17 protein-coding genes and 1 pseudogene are annotated in these 25,916 nt (G+C 63.9%); 7 read left to right on the top strand and 11 right to left on the bottom strand.

Going from position 1 to position 25,916, the window contains the following annotated elements; all coding sequences use genetic code 11:
- Positions 1-3 precede the first annotated feature (3 nt).
- The 6 genes and pseudogenes from tatB to CAG34_RS29350 all read left to right on the top strand — a co-directional run bounded on the left by tatB (position 4) and on the right by CAG34_RS29350 (position 6,093).
- Positions 4-381, top strand: a complete 378-nt coding sequence (tatB, locus tag CAG34_RS02460; protein WP_085587790.1) for a Sec-independent protein translocase protein TatB — start codon at positions 4-6, stop codon at positions 379-381.
- Positions 378-1,166 carry a twin-arginine translocase subunit TatC gene (gene tatC / locus CAG34_RS02455; protein WP_085587788.1) on the top strand — a complete coding sequence of 263 codons (789 nt, stop codon included), beginning with the start codon at positions 378-380 and terminating at the stop codon, positions 1,164-1,166. Before tatB ends, tatC begins: the two co-directional genes overlap by 4 nt.
- Positions 1,163-1,870, top strand: coding sequence for a 16S rRNA (uracil(1498)-N(3))-methyltransferase (locus CAG34_RS02450; protein ID WP_025340919.1), 708 nt, complete (start codon positions 1,163-1,165; stop codon positions 1,868-1,870). Before tatC ends, CAG34_RS02450 begins: the two co-directional genes overlap by 4 nt.
- 100 nt (positions 1,871-1,970) lie before the next feature.
- Positions 1,971-3,887 carry a methyl-accepting chemotaxis protein gene (locus CAG34_RS02445; RefSeq protein ID WP_085587786.1) on the top strand — a complete coding sequence of 639 codons (1,917 nt, stop codon included), beginning with the start codon at positions 1,971-1,973 and terminating at the stop codon, positions 3,885-3,887.
- Positions 3,888-4,149: 262 nt separating this feature from the next.
- Positions 4,150-5,238, top strand: a pseudogene (locus CAG34_RS29355) (methyl-accepting chemotaxis protein); the annotation flags it as partial.
- Entirely contained in the window at positions 5,221-6,093 is an 873-nt protein-coding gene (locus tag CAG34_RS29350) for a methyl-accepting chemotaxis protein (protein ID WP_371858031.1), read from the top strand. The pseudogene CAG34_RS29355 and the gene CAG34_RS29350, both read left to right, overlap by 18 nt.
- Before the next feature lie 133 nt (positions 6,094-6,226).
- Here the strand turns inward: CAG34_RS29350 and CAG34_RS02435 are convergent, their stop codons facing one another.
- The 7 genes from CAG34_RS02435 to pip all read right to left on the bottom strand — a co-directional run bounded on the left by CAG34_RS02435 (position 6,227) and on the right by pip (position 15,001).
- Positions 6,227-6,961, bottom strand: coding sequence for an amino acid ABC transporter ATP-binding protein (locus CAG34_RS02435; RefSeq protein ID WP_013974550.1), 735 nt, complete (start codon positions 6,959-6,961; stop codon positions 6,227-6,229).
- Positions 6,954-7,916 (bottom strand): amino acid ABC transporter permease, encoded by a 963-nt coding sequence (locus tag CAG34_RS02430; RefSeq protein ID WP_015272097.1) that lies wholly within the window; start codon positions 7,914-7,916, stop codon positions 6,954-6,956. Before CAG34_RS02430 ends, CAG34_RS02435 begins: the two co-directional genes overlap by 8 nt.
- A gap of 78 nt (positions 7,917-7,994) precedes the next feature.
- Positions 7,995-8,792: a transporter substrate-binding domain-containing protein gene (locus tag CAG34_RS02425; protein ID WP_024087841.1), complete on the bottom strand. Its 798-nt coding sequence runs from the start codon at positions 8,790-8,792 to the stop codon at positions 7,995-7,997.
- 252 nt (positions 8,793-9,044) lie between these two features.
- Positions 9,045-11,618, bottom strand: coding sequence for a glucans biosynthesis glucosyltransferase MdoH (gene mdoH, locus CAG34_RS02420; protein WP_085587782.1), 2,574 nt, complete (start codon positions 11,616-11,618; stop codon positions 9,045-9,047).
- Complete coding sequence (locus CAG34_RS02415; RefSeq protein WP_085587780.1) at positions 11,611-13,272, bottom strand: glucan biosynthesis protein G; 1,662 nt, start codon at positions 13,270-13,272, stop codon at positions 11,611-11,613. The genes mdoH and CAG34_RS02415 overlap by 8 nt, the downstream gene beginning before the upstream one ends.
- A 323-nt stretch (positions 13,273-13,595) precedes the next feature.
- On the bottom strand, positions 13,596-14,033 hold the full coding sequence (dtd, locus tag CAG34_RS02410; protein ID WP_025340925.1) for a D-aminoacyl-tRNA deacylase: 438 nt from the start codon (positions 14,031-14,033) through the stop codon (positions 13,596-13,598).
- The gene (gene pip, locus CAG34_RS02405; protein WP_013974556.1) at positions 14,030-15,001 is read right to left on the bottom strand and encodes a prolyl aminopeptidase; all 972 of its coding nucleotides are present in this window, start codon (positions 14,999-15,001) and stop codon (positions 14,030-14,032) included. Before pip ends, dtd begins: the two co-directional genes overlap by 4 nt.
- Positions 15,002-15,171: 170 nt before the next feature.
- On the opposite strand from pip, the gene CAG34_RS02400 reads away from it, so the two are divergent.
- Positions 15,172-20,697 (top strand): dermonecrotic toxin domain-containing protein, encoded by a 5,526-nt coding sequence (locus tag CAG34_RS02400; RefSeq protein ID WP_256573505.1) that lies wholly within the window; start codon positions 15,172-15,174, stop codon positions 20,695-20,697.
- 57 nt (positions 20,698-20,754) lie between these two features.
- On the opposite strand, the gene hutG is transcribed toward CAG34_RS02400, so the two are convergent.
- From hutG to hutH, 4 genes are all read right to left on the bottom strand, one after another.
- A complete protein-coding gene (gene hutG, locus CAG34_RS02395) occupies positions 20,755-21,558 on the bottom strand; it encodes an N-formylglutamate deformylase (protein ID WP_085587775.1) in 804 nt (267 codons plus the stop codon).
- A 10-nt stretch (positions 21,559-21,568) separates the two neighbouring features.
- The gene (gene hutI, locus CAG34_RS02390) at positions 21,569-22,774 is read right to left on the bottom strand and encodes an imidazolonepropionase (RefSeq protein ID WP_085587773.1); all 1,206 of its coding nucleotides are present in this window, start codon (positions 22,772-22,774) and stop codon (positions 21,569-21,571) included.
- Between the two features lie 16 nt (positions 22,775-22,790).
- A complete protein-coding gene (locus CAG34_RS02385; RefSeq protein WP_023663049.1) occupies positions 22,791-24,194 on the bottom strand; it encodes an amino acid permease in 1,404 nt (467 codons plus the stop codon).
- A 158-nt stretch (positions 24,195-24,352) separates the two neighbouring features.
- Positions 24,353-25,885 carry a histidine ammonia-lyase gene (gene hutH / locus CAG34_RS02380; RefSeq protein ID WP_003259868.1) on the bottom strand — a complete coding sequence of 511 codons (1,533 nt, stop codon included), beginning with the start codon at positions 25,883-25,885 and terminating at the stop codon, positions 24,353-24,355.
- Between the last annotated feature and the right edge of the window lie 31 nt (positions 25,886-25,916).

The following is a 25,916-nucleotide window of genomic DNA, read 5'->3' as shown; positions in this document are numbered from 1 at the left end:
CCCATGTTCGGCATCAGTTTCAGCGAGCTGCTGCTCGTCGGCCTGGTCGCCCTGCTGGTGCTCGGCCCCGAGCGCCTGCCCGGTGCCGCGCGCACGGCAGGCCTGTGGATCGGCCGGCTCAAGCGCAGTTTCAACAGCATCAAGATGGAAGTGGAGCGCGAAATCGGCGCCGACGAAATCCGCCGCCAGCTGCACAATGAGCACATCCTGCAGATGGAAGAGGAAGCCAAGCGCATCCTCAACCCGATGGCGCCACCGGCGCAGCCGCCTGTCACCACCGCAACCGTTCAGCCCCCCGCCGGGCTCGAAGCCAGGCCGGTCGAGACCGCTGCCACCCCGGCCACGCCTTCTGAACCGCCTCAACCGCCGCGAGCCCCATGAGCGAAAATCCGGAACACGACCAGCCAATGCCGCTGGTTTCGCACCTGACCGAACTGCGCACCCGCCTTTTGCGCTGCGTTGCCGTCATTTTCCTGATCTTTGCCGGGCTGTTCTCCTTCGCCCAGCAGATCTACACCTTGGTCTCCGCGCCGCTGCGCGAGCACCTGCCGGCCAATGCGACGATGATCGCCACCGACGTGGCCTCGCCGTTCCTCACGCCGTTCAAGCTGACCATGATCGTCTCGCTGTTCCTGGCGATACCGTTCATCCTCCAGCAGATCTGGGGCTTCATCGCACCCGGGCTGTACCGCCATGAAAAGCGCATCGCCATTCCGCTATTGGTGTCGAGCATCTTCCTGTTCTACGCCGGCATGGCCTTCGCCTATTTCCTGGTGTTCCCGCTGATCTTCGGCTTCTTCGCCAGCGCCACGCCGGAAGGCGTGTCGATGATGACCGACATCGCCAGCTACCTCGACTTCGTGATGACGCTGTTCTTCGCCTTTGGCGTGGCCTTCGAAATCCCGGTGGCGGTGGTGCTGCTGGTATGGATCGGCGTGGTCGACGTGAAGTACCTGAAGAAGATTCGCCCCTACGTGATCATCGGCTGCTTCGTGGTCGGCATGGTCCTCACCCCACCGGACATCTTCTCCCAGACCCTGCTGGCCGTACCCATGTGGCTGCTGTTCGAGATCGGCGTGCTGTGCGGCAGCCTGATCCGCAAGCGCAGCACCCACGACGAAACCGCCAACGACCACAACGACCAGCCACCAGCGACCCAACCGTGAACCTGTTGCTCCTTGAAGAGGCCGACTTCGTCTCGGCCGACCGCGTCGTTCTCGCAGACCGGCGCTTCACCCACATGCAGGACATCCACCGTGTGGCGGTGGGCGACAACCTGCGCGTGGGCCGTATCAACGGCCTGATGGGCAAGGCCACGGTGCTGCGCCTGGAAAAGCACGAAGCCGAACTGGAAGTCGCCTTTGACCAGCAGCCACCGGCCAAGCTGCCGCTGACCCTGGTGCTGGCCGTACCTCGGCCGAAAATGCTGCGCCGGCTGTTCCAGACCGTGGCCACCCTTGGCGTGCCGCGGCTGATCCTGCTGAACAGCTACAAGGTCGAGAAAAGCTTCTGGCAAACACCGTTCCTGCACCCGGACAGCATTCGCGAGAACCTCATCCTGGGCCTGGAACAAGCCCGCGACACCGTGCTGCCCGAAGTGATCATCGAGAAGCGCTTCAAGCCGTTCGTCGAAGACCGCCTGCCGGCCATCGCCGCAGGCACCCTGGGCCTGGTCGGCCACCCCGGCCCCTACCCCGCCTGCCCGCGCGCCGTGGAGCAGCCCGTGACCCTGGCCATCGGCCCTGAGGGCGGCTGGATCCCCTACGAGGTGGACCTGCTGGGCAAGGCAGGCCTGGCTCCGGTCCAGCTGGGCGACCGCATCCTGCGGGTCGAGACCGCGGTGACAGCGCTGCTTTCACGGATTTTCTGACACTAGAGTCAACTTTTACCCATAAAGTTTCCCTTCCCCAGGCCGATTGTCTTGGCAACACAACAATTAATCGTGCTGCCAAGGCGCCGGGGAGTCGTACATGTATCAATGGTTCGCCCAATCATTGGGCAATGTGAGCGTCAATCGCAAACTGGGGCTGGGCTTCGGCCTGGTGCTGCTGTTGACCCTGGCCATCACCCTGGCCGGCTGGCACGGCATGGACAGCATCATCAACCGTGGCGACAAGCTGGGAAACATCTCGGTCATCCAGCAGTACACCCAGGAACTGCGCATCGCTCGCCAGCATTACCAGCGCCAGCCGGACGAAGCCTCGGTGGCAGAGCTGGAAAAAGCCCTGGGCAATCTCGAGCGCCAGGTGCAGCTTATGCTCGGGCAGATCGAGCAGCCGGCTGACAGCCAGCGCCTTGAGCAGCAGCGCGAGGCCGTGCGCGGCTACCAGCAGGCGTTCAACGAGCTGAAACAGGCCGGCCAACGCCGCGAGGCCAGCCGCGCCGTGCTAGGCGACACTGCCGACAAGGCCGCGGAGCTGATTGGCCGGGTGCAACGCGGCCTGCTGCAGGGTGGCGATATCAGCCAGTACCAGCACGCGGTGGAAGTCAGCGCCCTGTTGCAACAGGCGCGCTTCCAGGTACGCGGCTACACCTACAGCGGCAACGCCGACTACCAGCAAACGGCGCTGAAGGCCATCGACCAGGCCTTGGCCGAGCTACGCGCGCTACCGGCCAAAGTGCCGGCGGAGCACGCTGCCAGCCTGGACGATGCCACCACCGCCCTGGCAGGCTACCGCGACGCGGTCACCCAGTTCGGCAATGCCCAGGCCGCCAGTGAGCAGGCCCTGCAGAGCATGGTCGAGCACGGCACGGTACTGCTGCAGACCAGCCAGGCGATGACCACCTCGCAAACCGCTGTGCGCGACGCCGGGGCGGCCCAGGCCAAGACCATGCTTGCCGTGGCCACCGTGCTGGCGCTGGCCCTCGGCCTGCTGGCGGCCTGGGCCATCACCCGGCAGATCATCGTCCCGCTGCGCCAGACCTTGCACGCCGCCGAACGCGTGGCCAGTGGCGACCTGACCCTGAACCCGCAGGTACAACGCCGCGACGAACTGGGCCAGTTGCAGGCCAGCATGCATCGCATGACCCAGGGCCTGCGCGAACTGATCAGCGGTATCGGTGATGGCGTCACGCAGATCGCCAGTGCTGCCGAGGAGCTGTCGGCGGTGACCGAGCAGACCAGTGCCGGGGTCAACAACCAGAAGGTCGAGACCGATCAGGTGGCGACCGCCATGAACCAGATGACCGCCACCGTGCATGAGGTGGCGCGCAATGCCGAGCAAGCCTCGGAAGCTGCGTTGATGGCCGACCAGCAGGCCCGCGAAGGCGATCGTGTGGTGGGCGAGGCGGTGGCGCAGATCGAGCGCCTGGCCGGCGAAGTGGTCAACTCCAGCGAAGCGATGAACCAGCTCAAGGCCGAAAGCGACAAGATCGGCAGCGTGCTCGACGTGATCAAGTCGGTGGCCCAGCAGACCAACCTGCTGGCCCTCAACGCGGCGATCGAGGCGGCCCGTGCCGGCGAGGCCGGGCGTGGCTTTGCCGTGGTGGCCGATGAGGTGCGCAGCCTGGCGCAGCGCACCCAGCAGTCGACCGAAGAGATCGAAGAACTGATTGCCGGTCTGCAGAGCGGCACCCAGCGCGTGGCCAGCGTGATGGACAGCAGCCGCCAGTTGACCGACAGCAGCGTCGAACTGACCCGCCGTGCCGGCAGCTCGCTGGAAACCATCACCCGGACCGTATCGTCGATCCAGGCCATGAACCAGCAGATTGCCACTGCAGCGGAAGAACAGACGGCCGTGGCAGAAGAGATCAACCGCAGCGTGATGAACGTGCGGGATATTTCTGACCAGACCTCGGCGGCCAGTGAAGAGACGGCCAGTTCCAGCGTGGAGCTGGCGCGGTTGGGCACCCACCTGCAAGGGTTGGTGGGGCGGTTCAGGCTGTGATCTGAAGCATGAGCCATCTGTGCCGGCCTCTTCGCGGGCTTGCCCGCTCCCACAGGCACTGCATGGCCCTTGAAGCCTGTGCGATCCCTGTGGGAGCGGGCGAGCCCGCGAAGAGGCCGGTACAGGCAATAAATCCCACCCAATGAAGTGAAATTTCCTACCTGATTATCAGGTCAAGTCCTACAGCTCCGCTGCCGATTGGCAAAGGTGTGATGCCAGCAATGCGCCTGCATCCTCGCCCCCAATCGCACGGAGATTCCTCATGCTCGGCTACCTCAACCGCAAGCTCGGCAACATCAGTGTCGCAGCCAAGCTCGCCCTCGGCTTTGCCGTAGTCCTGCTGCTTACCCTGGCCACCACCGTCAGTGGCTGGCGTGCACTGGATGACGCCATTGTGCGCTCGCAGCAACTCAGCGAAATCGGTCTGATCAACGACCTGACCAAAGACCTGCGCGCAGAGCGCATCACTTACCGCGTACTCAACGACAACGCCAGCAGAACGCGGATAGCCAACATTCTCGACCAGCTCAACAGCATGCTGAGCACCTTGCAACAACGTAGCAGCGTGGATGAATCCCGGCAGATGCTGACCGAAAAGCTGACGTTGCTGCAGCGCCTGCGCGACGATTTCAGCGAGCTGGAGAATACTGTCGCCAAGCGTATCGCCCTGCGCCAGGCCATGCAGGCCCATGAGCAGAAGCTCACCGAAGTGATCGACGATCTCCAGACCCAGGTCTTGCTGAGGATGCCTGCCGACAGCCAGCAAGGCGGTGTGCTGGGGCTGATGGACACGCTTGGCCGACATGTCGACGGTGCCAACCAGCAGAGCCTGGTGCCGGCCTATACCTTCTCCCCTGTGGAAAGCTTCGCCAAGGTCGGCGACAGCTCCCTGGATGCCGCCGCCAGCAGCCTTGCGCAACTGCTCAAAGGCCTTGCTCCACTTGGCTTGCCCCGTGCGCTCACCCAGCAGCCCGGGGAGCAGCTGGCCAAGTACCGCGCCAGCCTGGATGAGTATCGTCGGGCTGCGGTGCGTGTCGAACAGCTGCAAAACAATATGGAGAACATGGGCAACGAGCTGCGCGCGGTCAGCCTGGAACTTGGCAAACGCAAGGTCGAGCAGCGCGACAGGGAAGCCCTTGAGGCCCGCTCGCTGCTGACCACTGTAGCCCTGCTGGCGTTGGTCGTAGGCGTTGTGGCCGGCTGGCTGATCACCCTGCAGATCACCCAGCCTTTGCGCCAGACCCTGGCCGTGGCCGGGCGCATCGCCAAGGGCGACCTGAGCCAGGTCGAACCTGTGCAACGCCGCGACGAGATGGGCCAGTTGCAAACCAGCATGCGCGAAATGACCTTGAGCCTGCGCGAGCTGATCGGTGGCATCGACCAGGGCGTCGGCCACCTGTCACAGGCCGCCACACAGCTGGCGGCCAGCAGCGAAGACACCAAGCTGCGCATCAACCAGCAACGCGAGGAAACCGACCAGGTGGCCACAGCCATGAACCAGATGAGCGCCACCGTGCAGGAAGTGGCGCAGAACGCTGAACAGGCCTCGCTGGCGGCGACCAACGCCGACCAGCAGGCGCAGGTCGGCGACCAGGTGGTGGCCGAAGCTATTGGCCGTATCGAACAGCTGGCCGGGCAGATGGACCATTGTCTGGCGGCCATGCAGCACCTGGCGGGCGAGAGCCAGCGCATTGGCAGCATCCTCGATGTGATCAAGTCAGTGTCCGAGCAGACCAACCTGCTGGCCCTGAACGCGGCGATCGAAGCAGCACGGGCGGGTGAAGCCGGGCGTGGTTTTGCCGTGGTGGCCGATGAAGTGCGCGGTCTGGCCCAGCGCACCTCGACGGCGACCGAGGAAATCGGCCAACTGATCGACAGCCTGCACAACGGCACCGACGAAGTGACCCGCCTGCTGGACAACAGCAAGAACCTGACCGAGCAGAGTGTGGAGCTGAGCCGCAAGGCGGGGCATGCGTTGAGCCAGATCACCGACACGGTGTCCAGCATCCAGGGCATGAACCAGCAGATTGCCACGGCCAGCGAAGAGCAGAGCGTGGTCGCCGAGCAGATCAACCGCAGTGTGCTGAATGTGCGCGATGTGTCGGATCAGACCAGTGCGGCCAGTGAGCAGACGGCGGCTTCGAGTGGGGAACTGGAGCAGTTGGGGCAGCAGTTGCGGGGGATGGTGGGGCGGTTCAGCATTTGAGATTGCGGGGGGCTGCTTTGCAGCCCATTCGCCGGCAAGCCAGCTCCCACAGGGACCGTACAGTTCTCAGTACCTGTGGTACTCCTGTGGGAGCCGGCTTGCCGGCGATTGGGGCGCAAAGCGCCCCCTTCGGTTAAAGCACCTGACGCAGGAACGCCTGCGCGCGCGGGTCTTTCGGCGAGGCGAAGAATGCGGCCGGCGCCGAATCTTCCAGCAGCTTGCCATGATCGAAGAACAGCACCCGGTCCGCCACTTCACGAGCAAAGCCCATTTCGTGGGTAACGCAGACCATGGTCATGCCTTCCTGGGCCAGGGTCTTCATCACGTCCAGCACCTCGCCGACCATTTCCGGGTCGAGCGCCGAGGTTGGCTCGTCGAACAGCATCACTTTCGGGTCCATGGCCAGGGCACGGGCGATCGCCACCCGCTGCTGCTGGCCACCGGACAGGCGCGACGGGTATTCGTTGGCTTTCTGCGCAATGCCCACCTTCTCCAGCAGCGCCCGGGCCTTGGCCTCGCGGTCGGCCTTGTTGCGCTTGCGCACCACCTTCTGTGCCAGGCACAGGTTCTCCAGCACGGTCATGTGCGGGAACAGGTTGAAGTGCTGGAACACCATGCCGACTTCGCGGCGGTAGGCGTTGATGTCGGTCTTCGGGTCGGCCAGTTGCAGGCCGTCGATGGCCACATGGCCTTCGTCGAAATGCTCCAGGCCGTTGAGGCAGCGCAGGAAGGTCGACTTGCCCGAACCCGACGGGCCGAGCACCACCACCACTTCGCCCTTGGCGACCTGGGTGGTGACGTTATCCACGGCCCGTACCACGTGGCCACGGGTGTCGAAGACTTTCAGCAGGTCACGGACTTCAATCACTTTGCGCAAGCCTCCGCTCGAGCCGGCTGGCCAGGTGCGACAGCGGCAGGTTGATCAGCAGGTACAGGCCTGCCACGCAGAACCAGATCTCGAAGGTCGAGAACGAGGTGGTAATGGCCTCGCGGCCGCTCTTGGTCAGTTCGGTGATGGCGATCACCGACACCAGCGAGGTGTCCTTGACCAGGCTGATGAACTGGCCGGCCAAAGGCGGCAGCACGCGCTTGAAGGCCTGCGGCAGGATCACGTGGCGCATCGACTGGCCCGCGTTCAGGCCCAGCGAGCGGGCCGCTTCGTTCTGGCCCTTGGCGATGGACTGCACGCCGGCACGAACGATTTCGGCCACGTAGGCGCCGGTGAACAGCGCCAGTGCAGCCACCCCGGCAAACTCGCGGGACAGGTTGAGCACGGTACCGATGAAGAAGTAGAAGATGAAGATCTGTACCAGCAGCGGTGTACCGCGCACCAGTTCGACATACACCGTCGACAGGTCACGCAGCGTAGGGTTGCTGGACAGGCGGCAGAGGCCGGCGAACAGCCCGATCAACAGGCCCAGGGCACCGGATACCACCGAAATCCAAAGCGTGGTCCACAGGCCCCAGGCCAGCGGGCCAGCCGCCCAGTGGCGGGTGACGCCAATCTGGTCGCCTTCGGAAACATCGTCGCCACGGGCCAGCTGCAGGCTGTCCTTGTCCACATCGAGCACCTGCTCGGCACCGCTCTCGTCTTTCAGCGTGACACGGGCATTGTCGCCAGAGATGACGATGTCCTGCACGGTGCCGTAACCGGCGGCGCGCTGTGCTTCCTCGGCCTTGTAGGCGAAGTACTGCGGTACGCGGTTCCAGCGCCACTCGTAGGAAATCATCGAGGTGGCCATGTACAGGCTGAACGCCAGGCCGACCAGGACCAGGGCAGTCAAACCGTGCCAGGGCCACTGGGCTTTCTTGTGTTTGATCACGTGGGGTACTTCCGTAAATACGAACGCGCAGGGTTTGCCTGCGCGTCGGGGTCATAAAGCCGGCTTGTGGCCTGGGCCTTATTCCATTTCCTTCAGCCAGTCCTTGTTCTTGAACCACTTGTCGTGAATACGATCGTAGGTCCCGTCATGCTTGATCTGGTGCAGGAAGTTGTTGATGAAGTTGATGCTGTCGTAGTCGCCTTTCTTCAGGCCGAAGGCCAGCGGCTCGTAGGTGAAGGGTTCTTCGAGGAACAGCAGCTTGCCGGCACCGGCCTTGTCCACTGCCACCACGTTGTACGGCGCGTCGTAGACGAAGGCGTCAGCCTTGCCGTTGACCACGTCCATCACCGCTTCCTGCTCGTTGTCGTAGCCGTGGTACTTGGCCTTGGCGATCAGCTTCTTGGAAACCATTTCGCCGGTGGTGCCGAGCTTGGAGGTGATGCGGTACTTCTCGTTGTTCAGGTCCTTGTACGACTTGATCTCGCCCGCCAGTTCCTTGCGGATCAGCAGGGTCTGGCCAACCACGATGAAGGGTTCGCTGAAGTTCAGGCGCAGGTTGCGTTCCTGGGTCAGGGTCATGCCGCTGCCGATCATGTCGAACTTGTCGGTCAGCAGGGCCGGGATGATGCCGTCATAGGCCGTGGATACCGGCTCGAACTTGACGCCCATGGACTTGGCCATGGCTTTGAGGATATCGACTTCGAAGCCGATGATCTCGCCACGCTTGTTGGTCATCTGGAACGGCATGTAGGTCGGGTCCATGCCCACCCGCAGGGTGCCGCGTTTGACCGCGTCATCGATCGCGCCCGCCTGGGCCGCCGTCACGGCGACCAGGGCGGTGACACCGACCAGCAGTCGCGAAAGGTATTTCTTGATCATCACCAAGTCCCCTAGCAAGAAAAGTAGCGAATCTTATTGTTGGCATGGCCGTGGCGGCCGATGCGTCATATCGGAGAGGGATGCTAACGCATGGCGGCTCGGGGACCTAGAGCCGGGGGGGACTTTGTTGGCCAAAATCGGTGGGAGCCCTGAAAAGCTTCGCGGGCACGCCCGCTCCCACAGGTACAGCGCATGCCTCAAAGGCTGTGAGTACCCTGTGGGAGCGGGCGTGCCCGCGAATAGGCCCGATCAGGCGCCGACGAGTGCCGGTTGGCCTTCATTCTCCGGATGCAGCGGCAACAGCGGCGAATGCGGGTCGTTCTTGATCGATGCACGCCACACGTTGATCCACGCCGCATTGTGCTCGGCCCAGACCTGCTCGTGCAGGCGGGTCAGCGCCACCGGGTCGCTGAGCAGGGCCAGGCGGGTATTGAGGTCCAGCCCTTGCGGCCCGACCTCCATCGCCTTGGCCACGCGCTCGACGCGCAGTGCCTCGATCGGCGCCGCCTGACCATGACGGGCAGTGGCCATGGCGCAGGCCAGGGCGTTCTGCCGCGGGTCGACCACAGCCCGCACGAAGCCGTCATGCAGGGCATGCCAGCGGTTTTCGTGGGTGTACTGGTCGGTGGCCAGCAGCTCCTGCGGAGTGGCGTATTCCTCGGGGATGAGGAACAGCTTCTCGTCCTTGGCCGCCAGGCCCAGTCGGGTGCGACTGGAGATCACCGAAACCGGGATCGACAGCACCAGCGAACCAACGATTGGCGCCAGCCACCACAGGAAGCTCGGGTTCAGCCAGGCCACCAGCGCCGCCCAGGCAATGCCCAGCAGGGTCTGCGGGCCGTGGCGGCGCACCGCTTCGCTCCACGGCGTGGAGTCGTCGTCACGCTGCGGCGAGTTCCAGGTCGCGGCCCAGCCGAGGAACGCGGCCAGCACGAAGCGGGTGTGGAAGATCATGCGCACCGGTGCCAGCAGCATGGAGAACAGCATCTCCATCAGCATCGACAGGGTGACCTTGATACGCCCGCCAAACTCTGTCGCGCCCTTGGCCCAGATCAGGATGACGCTGAGCAGCTTGGGCAGGAACAGCAGCACGATGGTGGTGGAGAACAGCGCCACGGCCTTCTCCGGGTGCCACTGCGGCCACAGCGGGTAGAGCTGGTACGGCTCGATGAAGTACTGCGGCTCCATCAGCGTGTTGGTCGCCAGCAGCGCGGTCGACAGCACCAGGAACAGGAACCACAGCGGTGCCGACAGATACGACATCACCCCGGTGAGGAACACCGCACGGTGCACCGGGTGCATGCCCTTGACCAGGAACAGGCGGAAGTTCATCAGGTTGCCGTGGCACCAGCGGCGGTCGCGCTTGAGCTCGTCGAGCAGGTTCGGCGGCAGTTCTTCGTAGCTGCCCGGCAGGTCGTAGGCAATCCACACGCCCCAGCCGGCACGGCGCATCAGCGCGGCTTCGACGAAGTCGTGGGAGAGGATTGCACCGGCGAACGCACCCTTGCCCGGCAACGGCGCCAGGGCGCAGTGCTCGATGAACGGCTTCATGCGGATGATCGCGTTGTGGCCCCAGTAGTGCGACTCGCCCAGCTGCCAGAAGTGCAGGCCGGCGGTGAACAGCGGGCCGTACACGCGGGTGGCGAACTGCTGCAGGCGCGCATACAGGGTGTCCATGCCCGAGGCCTTCGGCCCGGTCTGGATGATGCCGGCGTCCGGGTTGGCCTCCATCAGGCGCACCAGGCTGCTCAGGCACTCGCCGCTCATGACGCTGTCGGCGTCGAGCACGACCATGTACTTGTATTCGCCGCCCCAACGACGGCAGAAGTCGTCGAGGTTGCCGCTCTTGCGCTTCACCCGGCGCCGACGGCGGCGGTAGAAGATACGGCCGAAGCCTTTGGTTTCGCGACACACGTCCAGCCAGGCCTGTTGCTCGGCCACGGCGATGTCGGTGTCGTTGGTGTCGCTGAGCACGAAGAAGTCGAAGCGATCGAGGTTGCCGCTGGCGGCCACCGACTCGAACGTTGCGCGCAGGCCGGCGAACACGCGCGGCACGTCTTCGTTGCAGATCGGCATCACCAGCGCGGTACGCGTCTCGGGCGCGATCGGCTCGTTGCCTGCACTGCTACCCGAAATCTTGTACTTGTCACGCCCGGTGAGCAGCTCGAGGAAGCCCATCAGCGCGGTCCAGAAGCCCGCCGATACCCAGCAGAACAGGATGCCGAAGAGAACCAGGATGGACGTCTGCAAGGCATACGGCCAAACCTGTACCACGGTGTCCCACAGCGGCTGGTTGACGACTTCGTCAAAGTCCACGAACGACCAACCCTGGTACGGCAGGATGCCCTTCATGTACCAGCCGGCAACGATGGTCTGGCCGATCATCAGCGCCAGCAGGATGTAACGGCGGATCGAGCCGACCGTACGCCAGCGGGCTGGCGGCAGCTCGCGCTTGGGCGGCTGCGGGGCGTTGGTGCGGCCGGTCATGCGCCGCCACATGCGGATCAGCACGTTGGTACGCCATGGCTCAGGCACAACCTTGGTGCGCTTGATCGGCGGAGCGATCTTCAGGCACAGGCGGCCGCTGCCGTCGACACCAAGCATTTCGGCGTCTTCCAGCTCGGCGGCGCTGCCTACGGTCAGGCGCGGGCCCACCGAGGCCTGCACGGCCTCGGCAGAGCTGGCGGCCGGGTTGGCCGCCAGGCGTTGGTGCAGCTCACTGAATGACGTGCAGCTGGCGAGTTCCGCCCGTTGCTCGTCGCTCAGTGGTAGGTGGGCCAGGTACTCGCGAAGCGATTCCGGCCTTGCGCTTGAGTTACTCATCGGCAGGCAACTGATAGCTCCAGGTCTCGGTCAGCACCTTCTCGGTGGTGGCCGGGGTCCCGTTGGTGGGCGCCGCATCGGCGGCAGGTTGTTCGGCCTTGGCAGCTTTCTCGGCCTTGGCTTGCTTGGCTGCAGCCTTGTCCTGCTTGGCGTCCTTGGCAGGCTTGGCGGCTTCGACCGGCACGTCACGCACCAGCGCGGCACGCATTTCGGTCGATTTGTTGGCTTCCTTGACCTTCAAACGCAGGGTCAGGCGCCAGCCCTTGGTCTCAGGGTTATAGCGCAGGTTGTTCTCGACCACCTCGGCGTTGTCGCCCACGCTGATCTGGCTGCGCACGGCGGTGTCTTCCGGCAGGGCGGCCAGCGCCGGGCCGGCGAAGTCGACCAGGAAGGCCACGCTGCCGTCTGGCTGGCGGATCAGGTTGGACTGCTTGACGTCGCCAGTGGAACGCAGGGTCTGCTTGACCCAGCCCAGCTCGGAAGCCTGGAACTTCGGCTCGTCGATGGTCCAGTGCAGGCGGTAGGCATACTCGAATGGCTTGCCTGGCTCAGGCAGCTTCTCCGGGCTCCAGAAGGCCACGATGTTGTCGTTGGTCTCGTCGGCAGTCGGGATTTCGACCAGGTCGACGGTGCCCTTGCCCCAGTCACCCTTCGGCTCGATCCAGGCGCTCGGGCGCTTCTGGTAGTTGTCGTCGAGGTCTTCGTAGTCGCTGAAGGCGCGCTGGCGCTGCATCAGGCCGAAACCACGCGGGTTCTCGACGCTGAAGTTGCTGACGGCCAGGTGTTTCGGGTTGTTCAGCGGGCGCCACAGCCATTCACCGTTGCCGGCATGGATCGACAGGCCTTCGGAGTCGTGCAGCGCCGGGCGGTAGTTGAGGACCTTGGAAGGCTGATTGGGGCCGAACAGGTACATGCTGGTCAGCGGGGCAATGCCCAGGCGGCTGACATGGTCACGCAGGAACACGCGGGACTGCACGTCGACCACGGTGTCGTTGCCTGGACGCAGGATCAGCTTGTAGGCACCGGTGGAGCGTGGCGAGTCCAGCAGGGCGTAGATGACCAGGTGCTTGTCGGCCGGCTTGGGCTTCTCGACCCAGAACTCGGTGAAGCGCGGGAACTCCTCGCCCGACGGCAGTGCGGTGTCGATGGCCAGGCCACGGGCCGACAGGCCGTACACGTGGCCCTTGCCGACCACGCGGAAGTAGCTGGCGCCAAGCAGGGTCATGATCTCGTCCTGCTTGTCGGCCTTGTTGATCGGGTACAACACGCGGAAGCCGGCGTAACCCAGGTTCTTGGTGGTTTCCGGGTCGTGTGGCACGTCACCGAACTCGAAACGGCTCGGGTCGTACTTGATTTCCTCGACCTTGGTGGCGGTGACCTGGTTGATCTTCACCGGGGTGTCGAAGTGCATGCCCTGGTGATAGAACGACAGTTTGAACGGGGTCTTGTCCTTGGCCCACTCGGCCTTTTCCTGCAGGAAATGAATCTTCTGGTAGTCCGCGAACTTCATGTCGCGGAATACGGCCGGCAGGTTGCTTTTCGGTGTTTCGTACTTCTGGCCGGCCAGATCCTTTGCCTTGGCTGCAACATCGTCAAGATTGAATGCCCACAGCTGGCCCGCGCTCATCAGGCCGACCAGTGCCACACTGGCCATCAGGGCCTTGCGCAGCCCGGTACCGGGGATTCTTGATGCTTTTTGGGGACTAACAATCACGAGCAACCCTCGCCGAAAACAGATCATGAAACCAACGGCCAGCGACAAATGCCGGGTTGGCGAGCACTGTTCGGACCCCGTGAGGGCGTAATGATTCCCCAAACGGATCCAGACAATGCTCGAGTCAGAGTGAAACGAACCTGCGAACGCAGGTCCATGCAGCGCGCGATTATCCAGCAGGTCGCGTGACAACGCATCAGGCTGGAACAACTATTTATCGTACAAAACCCCTTGTTTTCCTGTGAACAAGGGGTTTTTTACACTCACATTTGTAACATAAATGTTACGGGGCCATCATTGACCAGGTGCACCTGCATGTCTGCACCGAATTGCCCGCTTGCCACATCGGCGTGCCGGGCCTTCGCCTGCTGCAAAAGATAGTCGAACAACTCGGCGCCGAGGGCCGGTGGCGCTGCCGTCGAGAAGCTCGGGCGCATGCCGTTGCGGGTGTCTGCCGCCAGGGTGAACTGCGACACCAGCAACAAACCTCCCCCCACATCCTTGAGCGACAGGTTCATCTTGCCCTGCTCGTCGCTGAACACCCGGTAGTTCAACAGCTTGTGCAACAACTTGTCGGCCTGCTCACGGGAATCTTCAGGCTCGACGGCCACCAGCACCAGCAAACCCTGGTCGATGGCACCTACCACCTCCCCCGCTACTTCCACCCGCGCACCACGCACGCGCTGCAGCAGGCCCCTCATGCTTCTTCCAGGGGCAGGTCGAGCAGGCGCCGGGCCATCTGGTCGGCGGCACGCACCAGGGCATCGGTGATGCCCGGCTCGGAAGCCGCGTGGCCAGCGTCACGGATCACCTTCAGTTCGCTGTTCGGCCAGGCCTGGTGCAGCGCCCAGGCGTTGTCCAGCGGGCAGATCACATCATAGCGGCCATGCACGATCACGGCCGGCAGGTGGGCGATCTTCGGCAGATCGCGGATCAGCTGGTCCGGCTCGAGGAAGGCGTTGTTCATGAAGTAGTGGCATTCGATACGGGCGATCGACAGTGCACGCTGCGGCTCGGAGAAGCGGTCGACCACCAGCGGGTTGGGACGCAGGGTGGCGGTACGGCCTTCCCAAGTAGACCAGGCCTTGGCCGCGTGCATCTGGGCGATCTGGTCGTTACCGGTCAGGCGCTTGTGGAAGGCCGTGACCAGGTCACCGCGCTCCTCCGGCGGGATTGGCGCGATGTAGTCCTGCCAGTAATCGGGGAACAGGCGGCTGGCGCCTTCCTGGTAGAACCATTGGATTTCCTGGGGCCTGCACAGGAAGATGCCGCGCAGGATCAGGCCATGCACCCGCTCGGGGTGGGTCTGGGCGTAGGCCAGGGCCAGGGTGGAGCCCCACGAGCCGCCGAACAGCACCCACTTGTCGATGCCAAGGTGCTCGCGGATGCGCTCGAGGTCCTCGACCAGGTGCCAGGTGGTGTTGTTCTCCAGGCTTGCGTGCGGCGTGGAGCGGCCACAGCCGCGTTGGTCGAAGGTGATGATGCGGTACAGGGTCGGGTCGAAGTAGCAGCGGCTCTGGGCGTCGCATCCGGCGCCCGGGCCGCCGTGGATGAATACCACCGGCAGACCTTCTGGCGAGCCGCTTTCGTCGACATACAGCACATGCGGCGCTTCCACGGCCAGATCGTGCCGGGCGTAGGGTTTGATCTGCGGGTACAGGGTCTGCATTGCGCACTCCGTGTGAGGATTATTCGGCCGTGGGCCATCATAAACCTGAATTGCGCTTTGAGCACTGCCCGCGCTGATGCCGCCGCACCTCAAGGGCACATATATCTACCTCCAGCAGCTCAGGCAGGCCCGCGATAGTCCCTCGCCCCAAATCAAGCAAGGGCCTCGCCATGCCAACTGCAGTCACTGCCGTGCCTAGTGTTCATTACGCCACCATCGAGCGCAGAATCCCCACCTGGCTCAAGCAGGCTCCACCAGAAACCCGACTTGCGATGCGCAACTGGCATCAAGCCCCTGCCTGGCTGGCGACGGCAATCCAGCAACAACCGGAAGTCGCCAAGGCATGGCAGGAAGAGCACGCACGTCACCGCGAGCACCAGGTGCAGGTGCACAAGCTGTTCGAACAGCTTCCAACCCTGGAAACCTACGCCACCAAGGCACTCACCGATGCCATCAAGCAGCGATTCAGGCTTGACCTGGATGTGCGCAACACCTACCTCGTCGATGCCCGCCTGATCGAAACGACCGACGCCATCGACAGCCGCCAGGCCGTCGACCGGGCTACACGCTCGCTGCTGCACTGCGCCTTGCACAACTTCGACCAGGCCGCCGCTGCCGAACACGGCATGGACGCGCCCGCCTCCCTGCTCAAGAGGTCGGTCATCGTCGATCACCGGCGCTTCATGGGCACCGTGCCGATCATCAATGCACTGGATATCGCCGCCGAAGACTTCGCCGACTTGTGTCGCACGCTGGATATCGGCGGCAAGTACCATGAACAGGTACATGCCATCTACTACCCGGTGGCCATGCCGCCACTCGGCGCCGATGAAGCCGCACTGGCCGTTTATGAAACCCTGGGGCGTGCCGAGGTCTCGGCATTCCGGCAATCCCTGCATTTCGCCCGCCTCAAAGGTGATATCAGCGAAACGCTATATTCCGCCGCTCTCGCCACACCACTTGACCAGGCGCCATCGCCCTCTTCGCCGGTGACATTCAGCTTGCTCGAGTTGTGGGAAGCCGAGCTGACCGGCGTTGTGCTCATTACCCTGCAAGCTGAAGGGCATCAGGCCGTGGCGCTGTACATCCCTGAAGACAGCACCGCGCCCCTCAAGGAGTTCACCAGCCAGCAAGCCATGCACGACGAATTGCGCGGCAGGCTCCAGGCCGATATCGGCTACCTGGACAGGCACCTCGCCGACCGCGACAAGGCGCCGATAACTACCCGCCTGAAGGACCGGCTCATGCCCCTCGCCTGGAGTGTCCGCGGCTTGCATGAACGTGTTCCGGACCCGCACGCCACCCTGTATCCGGTCATGAAGCCTTTCAGCCACGCCTTCCAAGGCGTGATGGCTTTCCAGAAGGCCCAGCGTCATGAAAAGGATGTGCTGTTTCACGCCACGCCAACCGAAATCGTCGACCGGCGCACCACGCAAGCCCACCGGGAACTGATTGCCGGCCGTGTGCTCACGGCCTTGAACATCGCCGGCTTCTTCGTGCCGGGGCTTGGCGAGGCAATGCTTGCCGTTTGCCTGGCCCAGCTGGCCCATGAGGTGTATGAAGGGATCGACGCCTGGGCAAACGACGAGCGTGATACTGCCTATGGCTATCTGGTCGATGTGATCGAAAACGTGGCCGTCATGTCCGCCCTCAGCGCAGCAGCCAAAGCATTGAGAGGCTCGCAGGGCAGTGAAACCGGCAGGGTTTCGGAAGGGCCGGAGATAGAAGAGCCAGAGGATGAGGAGCCAGGGATAGCCCGTATTCCTGTAGAAACACCTTCATTCATCGAAGAACTGGAAGACGTGGAAACATCCGATGGTCAGATGCGGCTGTGGAAACCCGACCTCACGCCCTACCAGAGCTTCGAGACACTGCCCCATGACCTGGTACCGGACGAACTGGGCCTACGGCATCACCAAGGCAAACGCTGGCTGGTACTGCAGGGCAATCAGTACATCGTCAGCCAAACGCCAACGACTGGTGAATATCGTTTGCAACACCCTGCAAGTCCTCGCCGTTACCAGCCGCCAGTGCGGCACAACGGTGCCGGAGCATGGCTGCACGTTACCGATAAGCCACTGAGTTGGTCGGGCATGACACTCCTGCGCCGCATCGGCCACTTGAGTGGGCACTTCGACGAGCCGACGCTGCAACGGATTATCGCCGTAAGCGGCGTACACGAAGACGAGCTGCGCCGGGCCCTGGCCGAAAGCCAGCGGCTGCCGGCCTTGCTGGAAGACACCCTGCAACGCTTCAAGCTGGACGAAACGGTCCGCCAGCGGGCGGACGAGAGCACTCGGCCCGCTGAGTTTGCCAGGGCCTACGCCGGCCTTTCGCGCGACCTGGCGCCGGGCGCCGAGGCCATCCAGAGGGCGTATCCGAAATTGCCATCGGCAGTCGCCAATGAGCTGGCGCGCGAGGCCAGTGCCAACGGACTGCAGATACTCGACAACGGCAAGGTACCACTGCGCCTTGCCGAAGAGGCCCGCATCTACCAGCAACAAATTCGCCTTGCCCGCGCCTGCGAAGGGCTGTACCTGTCCAGCGTGCCGAACTGGGATAGCGACCTGTTGATCATGCATACGCTCGAACGCTTGCCAGGCTGGCCTGCACAGACCAGGCTCCGGCTGCTCCAGCGCATGTCCTGGCCGACCCAGGATCATGCCATAGGCACACTGGACACCCGCCCATTCAAGACCATCACTCATGCCCAGGCAGGGTACATCGTCCACGACGAAAGCCTGCCCAGCGCGGCGGTCAAGGTGTATTCAAGCCTTTACGCTGCATTGTACGAGGCACTGCCAGCGGCCATGGCAAGCATGGACGTCGCCGATCAGCAAGCGCTGCAGCGCCTTGTACAGGAAAGCCCGTTACTACCCCGCCCGGCCTTGAGGGTGCTGCTGGGCATGCAGCCCGTACGCCCAGGCTACCGTTCTCCCATGCGCCTGGCCGATGGCCGCCTGGGCTACCCACTCAGTGGCGGCGGCCCGGCCACCCATGGCATCACCCGCCAGCGCCTGCTCGAAGCTATCGAAGCCACAGGGCTCGCCGCACGCACCGGCCGCTCGGCGGATCAGGTTCTGCTGGCACTTGCCAGCCGCGGCCGTACGCAACTGCAGATATTCGAACATTTGCAGACACTACTGGAGCAGCGCAACGCGCTGCAAAGCAGCCTGGACGATTGGAGCGAAGCCATTTCGCCGGCAAGCGACCAGGCAGCACAGGACTACGACAGCCTGCGTGACTCGATCATGCAACATTGGTACGACACTGCGCTGGACGAGAGCACCGGGCCCACCACCGAACTGCGTATCGCCCGCGTCCCTCTTGCGGATGTGCCCCTCACCTTGCCCGCTTTTTTCAACGCACGCGTACGCAGCCTGAGCCTGATCGACTTACCGTCAGGGTCCTTGGCGGGCTGGGCGCAAAACGAGCGCCTGCTGCAACGCCTGCTCAGGCAGATGCCGCAGATCGAGTCGCTTGAAATCAGCCGTCCGTTTGACCCCAGGGCAACGCCCTCGCCCTTCCTGTTCAGCGTGCCCACCATCACCGAGTGCCTGCCAGGGTTGCAACGATTGGTGCTCACCAACCAGAACATGACGCTTTCCGAAAGCGACCTGAACCTGCTGTCAGGGCTTCGCCAATTGAGATACCTGGACCTGAGTGGTAACCGGCTGGCGCAGAGCAACAGGCCAAGCTTCCATGAATTGACCCTGGATTACCTGGGCCTGGACCAGATGCAATTGGCCCAATGGCCGATCGGGATTGGCAGCGACGCCCTGGCGCGCATTGCCCACCTGTCATTGCGCCACAACAATCTCAGGTCGTTGCCCACGTTCCTGCTTCATGAAGCGGACATGCTGACCACCCCACCGGTGATCTCGCTGGAAGGCAACAGCATCAATGAATCCCACCTGCAGCGCTTGTTGCTGAACGAGCACGTCGACACCTCGGGTATCACCACGGACCAGCCAGCCTCACTTTCCGAACAGCTAGCACGCATTCGCGATGAGCGACGACAGATGCGCGATGCGATCGATGGCTGGGCCCAGGCATCCAGTTCGAGCAACCCATTGACCCAGGCCGCACTGGCGGACAGGCAACGTATCGCGTCAGCGATCGATCAATTCTGGGAACAGCAGGAGCAGGGCCAGTCATACCTGCGCCTGCAACTCGAGGACGTGGCCATCGAGCATTTCCCCAGGCGGCTTCCAGCGTTCTTCGGCGCCCGCGTACGTGCACTCAGCCTGACGCGGTTGCGAGGCAGCACCTCACAGCTCGATGAACTACTCAGCCGGTTCCCTAACATCAGCCGACTGACCATCGATGAACACCAGGCCGCCATGCCCTCGCTGGCATCCGCCCTGGCCCGCCTTCCCCAACTCACCTACCTGGAGTTTCGCAACATGGGGCTGGAGGTCGACCAGGCCATGATGGACATTTTCGCAGGGCTGCGAAACCTGACCTCGCTGGACCTGTCGGGCAACCGTGCAGGCAGCATCGACCATGTGCCCGCATGGCTGGCCAGCAATCTGCAGTCACTCGCATTGACCAACATGAACCTGCAAGCCTGGCCCAGCTGGTGTGACAGTTTACTGCCACTGGAACTTCTGGACCTGAGCTCGAACAACATCACCCAGTTGCCCGAGCACATCCTGACGAACCTGAACAATCCCATGCCAATCTCGTCGATCGCCTTGTTCGACAACCCGCTGCCTCTTGAAACCATCCTGCGGGTACGCACCTTCTCGGACAGCCAGCACAGCTATTCCTTTGCCCTGGATATCCCCGACGACCTGATGTTCTTCGACTCTTCCAGCGAAGGGTCTCTCGACCACCCTCACTTCCCACTGCTGGGCGATGATACGCCCAGGCTGGAGGACTGGATGCTGGGTAGCGAAGCACAGAATGCCGCATTGCAGGACTGCTGGGAGCGGCTCGAAGGCAGTTATCTGTTGCGTCTGGCGGGCCGTTTGCACAATGCCGCCCCATACGTTGACCCGAATACGCGAGCCACCTTCTGCGAACGGGTGCGCTTGATGCTGGTGGTGGCTGCAAGTAACGAAACCGAACGCCCGATCATGGAGAGCATCGCCGCAGCGGCATTGCCAGACCCGGTAACCGGCTCGCAGACCTGCCATGACGGAGCGCTGCAGGAGTTCAACAATATTGAACTGTACCTGATGAGCCAACGCCTGTTGGTCGACGCCGGCGATTCCCTGCAAGCACTGCGTCGTCGGCTGTTGCAGCTTTTCCGGATCGAACAGCTGGAGCTGCTGGCCAACCAACGGACTGGCTCGGGTGACCTGGTCTCGGTACGCCTGGCCTACCGCCGGGAACTGGCCAGGGAACTGGACCTGCCGATCGCCGACAGCATGCGTTTTCGAGGTGCTGCGAACCTGGCGCGCGATGAGCTATCCAGTGTGCTGGAAAAGGTCCGCAAAAGTGAACTGAGCGATGCACTGGTCGACTACATGCTGGCGAATACGGACTGGACCACGCGCCTGCGCGCCGAGTGTGCCGACCGCTTCGCCGAAATAGACGCACGTTTCCGCCTGCGGGTGCTCGAGCTGGCCAGCAAGGACCACTCGCTTCAGGACGAGTTGAACTTGCAGCAAGGCCTGCAAGATGACAAGGACCAGGAAGAGAAGGAGCTACTGCGCGAACTTACCATCAAGCAGATCAACAACAACTGACCCGTAGTGACTGGCGACGCGCATCCTGCATCGCGTCGCCATTCTCACCGGCGAACTTCACCGCCCGTAATGCGCCTTGCCCCAGTCCAGCACTGCCTGCAGAAGCTGCTTCAACACCTCCTGTGTCGGCCGTGCCAGGTCTTCGCGGTAATCGAACGGCTCGGTTTCTTCCATGTAGGTGCTTTGCGCCAGCTCCAGCTGCACCGCGTGGATGTGGTTGGCCGGATCGCCGTAATGCCGGGTGATATGCCCGCCCTTGAAACGGCCATTGAGCACATGGCTGTAGCCTTGGGCCTGGGCGCACACCTCTTTCAGCCGTTCGGCCAGAGCCGGGTCGCAGCTGGCGCCGTTGAAAGTACCCAGGTTGAAGTCCGGCAGCTTGCCGTCGAACAAGTGCGGGATCAGCGAACGGATCGAATGGGCGTCCCACAGCAGGGCGTAGCCGAACTGCTCGCGCAGCCGCGCCAGCTCGCGACGAATCGTGTCGTGGTAGGGGCGCCAGATCTGCTCCAGATACTGCTTGCGCTCCTCGCCTGTCGGCACCAGCCCGTCCTTGAACAATGGCTCGCCATCGAACAGCGTGGCCGGGTACAGGCCAGTGGTGGCACCGACGTACAGTGGCTTGTCGTCATCCGGCCGGTTCAGGTCGATGACGAAGCGCGAATACTCCGCCGCCACCACGCTGGCGCCCATGTCACGGGCAAAGTCATACAGCCGCGGAATATGCCAGTCGGTGTCCGGCAGGCTGCGCGCCTGGTCGACCAGGCCGTCTCGTACCGCCGGCGACAGTTGCAGGCCGGCATGGGGCATGCTGATCAGCAGCGGCAGGCGCCCCTGGTGAAAACTCAGTACCTTGTCCATCGTGCCTCACTCAGTTGGAAATCTCGTGGCCCTTGCGCACCACGCGCTTGGGCAGGTCGCCGCCCAGCCAGTAGGCCAGGTCGGCGGGGCGTTCGATCTGCCAGGCGACGAAGTCGGCGACCTTGCCCACTTCCAGCGAGCCGTGGCTGTCGCCCAGGCCCAGCGCCGTGGCGGCGTGCACGGTGACACCGGCCAGGGCTTCTTCCGGGGTCATGCGGAAGCAGGTGCAGCCCATGTTCAGCATCAGCCGCAGCGACAACCCTGGCGAGGTGCCGGGGTTGAGGTCGCTGGCCAGGGCAATCTTCACGCCGTGGCGGCGCAAGGCGTCCATCGGCGGCAGCTGGGTTTCGCGCAGGAAGTAGAACGCGCCCGGCAGCAGCACGGCGACCGTGCCGGCTTTTGCCATGGCAATGGCGTCTTCCTCGGTCATGAATTCCAGATGGTCAGCCGAAAGCGCCTGGTAGCGCGCCGCCAGGCTGGAGCCGTGCAGCGACGACAACTGTTCGGCGTGCAGCTTGACCGGCAGACCCAGCTCGCGCGCCTTGATGAACAGCCGCTCGACCTGGGCCGGGGAGAACGCCAGGTGTTCGCAGAAGGCATCCACTGCGTCCACCAGGCCTTCGGCGGCCAGGGCCGGCAGCATTTCGTCGCAGATGTGCGCGATGTAGTCGTCAGCCCGGCCGACGTATTCCGGCGGCAAGGCATGGGCTGCAAGGCAGGTGGCGCGCACCGCCAGCGGCAACTCGTCGGCCAGGCGCCGGGCTACACGCAGCATCTTGCGCTCGTTGGCCAGGTCCAGGCCGTAGCCGGACTTGATCTCGATGGTGGTCACGCCATCGCGCATCAGCGCCTGGACCCGCTGGCGAGCACTGGCGAACAGCTCGTCCTCGCTGGCCGCACGGGTAGCCCGCACGGTGCTGGCGATACCACCGCCCTGTGCGGCGATTTCGGCATAGCTTACGCCCTGCAGGCGCTGCTCGAACTCACCGCTGCGGTTGCCACCGAACACCGCGTGGGTGTGGCAGTCGATCAGCCCCGGGGTGACCCAGGCGCCGCCCAGGTCCACCGTACGCTCGGCATCGACCGACGCCAGCTCGACGCGTGGGCCGATCCACTCGATCAGCCCGGCGTCGGTGACGATGGCCGCGTCCTCGATGGCCGAGTAACGGCCCTCGGCCATGGTTGCCACATGGCAGTGCTGCCAGACGGTTCTCATACATTGACTCCTGTACTTAGCGGTGCAGCTCGGCCGGTTCCGCTACCGGTTTGCCCTGCCCTGCGCGCGGCTTGCACCACAGCAGGTAGGACGCCACCAGGAACACCACCCAGACCACGCCGACGAGCAGTGCCGCCTGGGTATCCGGGAAGTAACCGAGCACGCCAAAGATGAACACCATGAACGCAATGGCCATGGCCGGGCCGTAAGGCCAGAACGGTACCGGGAACTGTAGCTGGGCCACTTGTTCACGGCTCATGCTGCGGCGCATGGCCACTTGGGTGAGCAGGATCATCAGCCACACCCACACGGTGGCGAAGGTAGCGATCGAGGCGATCAGCAGGAACACGTTCTCCGGGATCAGGTAGTTGAGCAGCACGCCGATCAGCAGCGCAGCACCCATCACCACCACGGTCATCCACGGCACGCCGTGCTTCGACAGCTTGCTGAAGCCGCGCGGTGCGTGGCCTTGCTGGGCCAGGCCGTACATCATGCGGCCGGCGCCGAAGATATCGCTGTTGATGGCCGAGATCGCGGCAGAAATCACTACGATGTTCAGCACCGCGGCGGCAGAGCCGATGCCCAGGTTACTGAAGATCTGCACGAACGGGCTGCCCTGGCTGCCGATTTGCGGCCATGGGAACAGGCACATCAGCACGAACAGGGTGAGCACGTAGAACAGCAGGATGCGCAGCGGCACGGCGTTGATCGCCTTGGGGATGACCCGCTGCGGGTCCTTGGCCTCACCGGCGGTGACGCCGATGATCTCGATACCGCCGAACGCGAACATCACCACGGCAAAGGAGGCGATCAGGCCACCCACGCCATTGGGCATGAAGCCGCCGTGGTCGAACAGGTTGCTGACACCCACGGCCTGCCCGGTGCCAACCTGGCTGAAGCCGAAGGCCATGATGCCGAGGCCAGCCAGGATCATCGCCACGATGGCGCCGACCTTGAGCAGCGACAGCCAGAATTCCATTTCGCCAAAGACCTTGACGTTGCACAGGTTGAGGCCGCCGATCAGGAAGACGATGCCCAGCACCCAGATCCAGCGGGCCACTTCCGGGAACCAGAAGCCCATGTAGATACCGAAGGCGGTGACGTCGGCGATGGCGACGATGACCATCTCGAAGGCGTAGGTCCAGCCGAGGATGAAGCCGGCCATGGGGCCGAGGTAGGTGCTGGCGTAGTGGCCGAACGAGCCGGCGACCGGGTTGTGCACAGCCATTTCGCCGAGGGCGCGCATGACCATGAACACGGCGGCGCCGCCGATCAGGTAGGCCAGCAGCACGGCCGGGCCGGCCATCTGGATGGCCGAGGCGGAACCGTAGAACAGGCCAGTGCCGATGGCGGAACCGAGGGCCATGAAGCGGATGTGGCGGGCACTTAGCCCGCGCTTTAGACCTTGAGCTTGTTGCATGTCACGTCCTTAAATTGTTTTTGTGGTCGTGAGATCGAAGGGGGCTGCCTTGCAGCCCAATCGCGGGCAAGCCAGCTCCCACAGAGATGGTGTGTCGCATCTCCATCTGTGGGAGCCGGCTTGCCGGCGATGGGCCGCACAGCGGCCCCTGGGGGGCATTACAGGCTTGGCAGCACACCAGCCGGCAGCAGGCCGGTCAGGCGACCCTTGGCCAACAGTTCCACGGCCTTTTCGATGTCGGGCGCGAAGAAACGGTCACGGTCGTAGTGCGGCACTTCGCTGCGCAGCGCCTGGCGCGCCTGCTCCAGCTTGGCCGAGGTCTTCAGGCCCTTGCGCAGGTCCAGGCCCTGGCAGGCGCCCAGCCATTCGATGGCCAGCACGCCACGGGTGTTTTCGGCCATTTCCCACAGACGCTTGCCGGCAGCCGGGGCCATCGACACGTGGTCTTCCTGGTTGGCCGAGGTCGGCAGGCTGTCGACGCTGTGCGGGTGCGACAGGGCTTTGTTCTCGCTGGCCAGGGCAGCAGCGGTGACCTGGGCGATCATGAAGCCCGAGTTGACCCCGCCGTTTTCCACCAGGAACGGCGGCAGCTGGGACATGTGCTTGTCCATCATCAGCGAGATACGGCGCTCGCTGAGCGAACCGATTTCGGCAATGGCCAGGGCGATGTTGTCGGCGGCCATGGCCACCGGCTCGGCGTGGAAGTTACCGCCGGAAATCACGTCACCTTCGGCAGCGAACACCAGCGGGTTGTCCGACACGGCGTTGGCTTCGATGCCCAGTACCTCGGCGGCCTGGCGCAGCTGGGTCAGGCAGGCGCCCATGACCTGCGGCTGGCAGCGCAGCGAGTACGGGTCCTGGACCTTGTCGCAGTTCTTGTGCGACAGCGACACTTCGCTGGAGTCGCCCAGCAGGTCACGGAAGCAGGCAGCAGTGTCGATCTGGCCGCGCTGGCCACGCACTTCGTGGATACGCGCATCGAACGGCGAGCGCGAGCCCAATGCGGCTTCGACGCTCAGGCCGCCGCAGGCGATGGCAGCGGCGTACAGGTCTTCGCCCTGGAACAAGCCACGCAGGGCATAGGCGGTGGACGCCTGGGTGCCGTTGAGCAGGGCCAGGCCCTCCTTGGCGGCCAGGGTCAGCGGCTCGAGGCCGGCCACGGCCAGGGCTTCGGTGGCTGGCAGCCACTGGCCCTTGTAGCGGGCCTTGCCTTCACCCAGCAGCACCAGCGACATGTGCGCCAGCGGGGCGAGGTCGCCGGAGGCGCCCACCGAACCCTTCAGCGGGATGTGCGGGTAGACTTCGGCGTTGACCAGGGCGATCAGCGCATCGATGACTTTGCGACGGATGCCGGAGAAGCCACGGCTGAGGCTGTTGATCTTCAGCACCATGATCAGCCGCACCAGGTCGTCATCCAGCGGCGCGCCGACACCGGCGGCGTGGGACAGCACCAGCGAGCGCTGCAGGTTTTCCAGGTCGTGGCTGGCGATGCGGGTCGAGGCCAGCAGGCCGAAACCGGTGTTGATGCCGTAGGCGGTACGGTCTTCGGCAATGATCTGCTCGACGCAGGCAACGCTGGCGTCGATGGCTGGCGCGGCGCTGGCGTCCAGTTGCAGGCGCACGGGCGCGGCATGGATGGCGCGCAGCTGGGCCAGGGTCAAGGTGCCGGGCTTGAGGGTCAATTCGGTCACTTCACTACTCCAATCGCGTGGAGCTGCAGGC

The sequence above is a fragment of the Pseudomonas sp. B14(2017) genome, assembly GCF_002113255.1.
Taxonomy (GTDB): Bacteria; Pseudomonadota; Gammaproteobacteria; order Pseudomonadales; family Pseudomonadaceae; genus Aquipseudomonas; species Aquipseudomonas putida_Z.
This window is presented reverse-complemented; position numbering and strand designations above follow the sequence as displayed.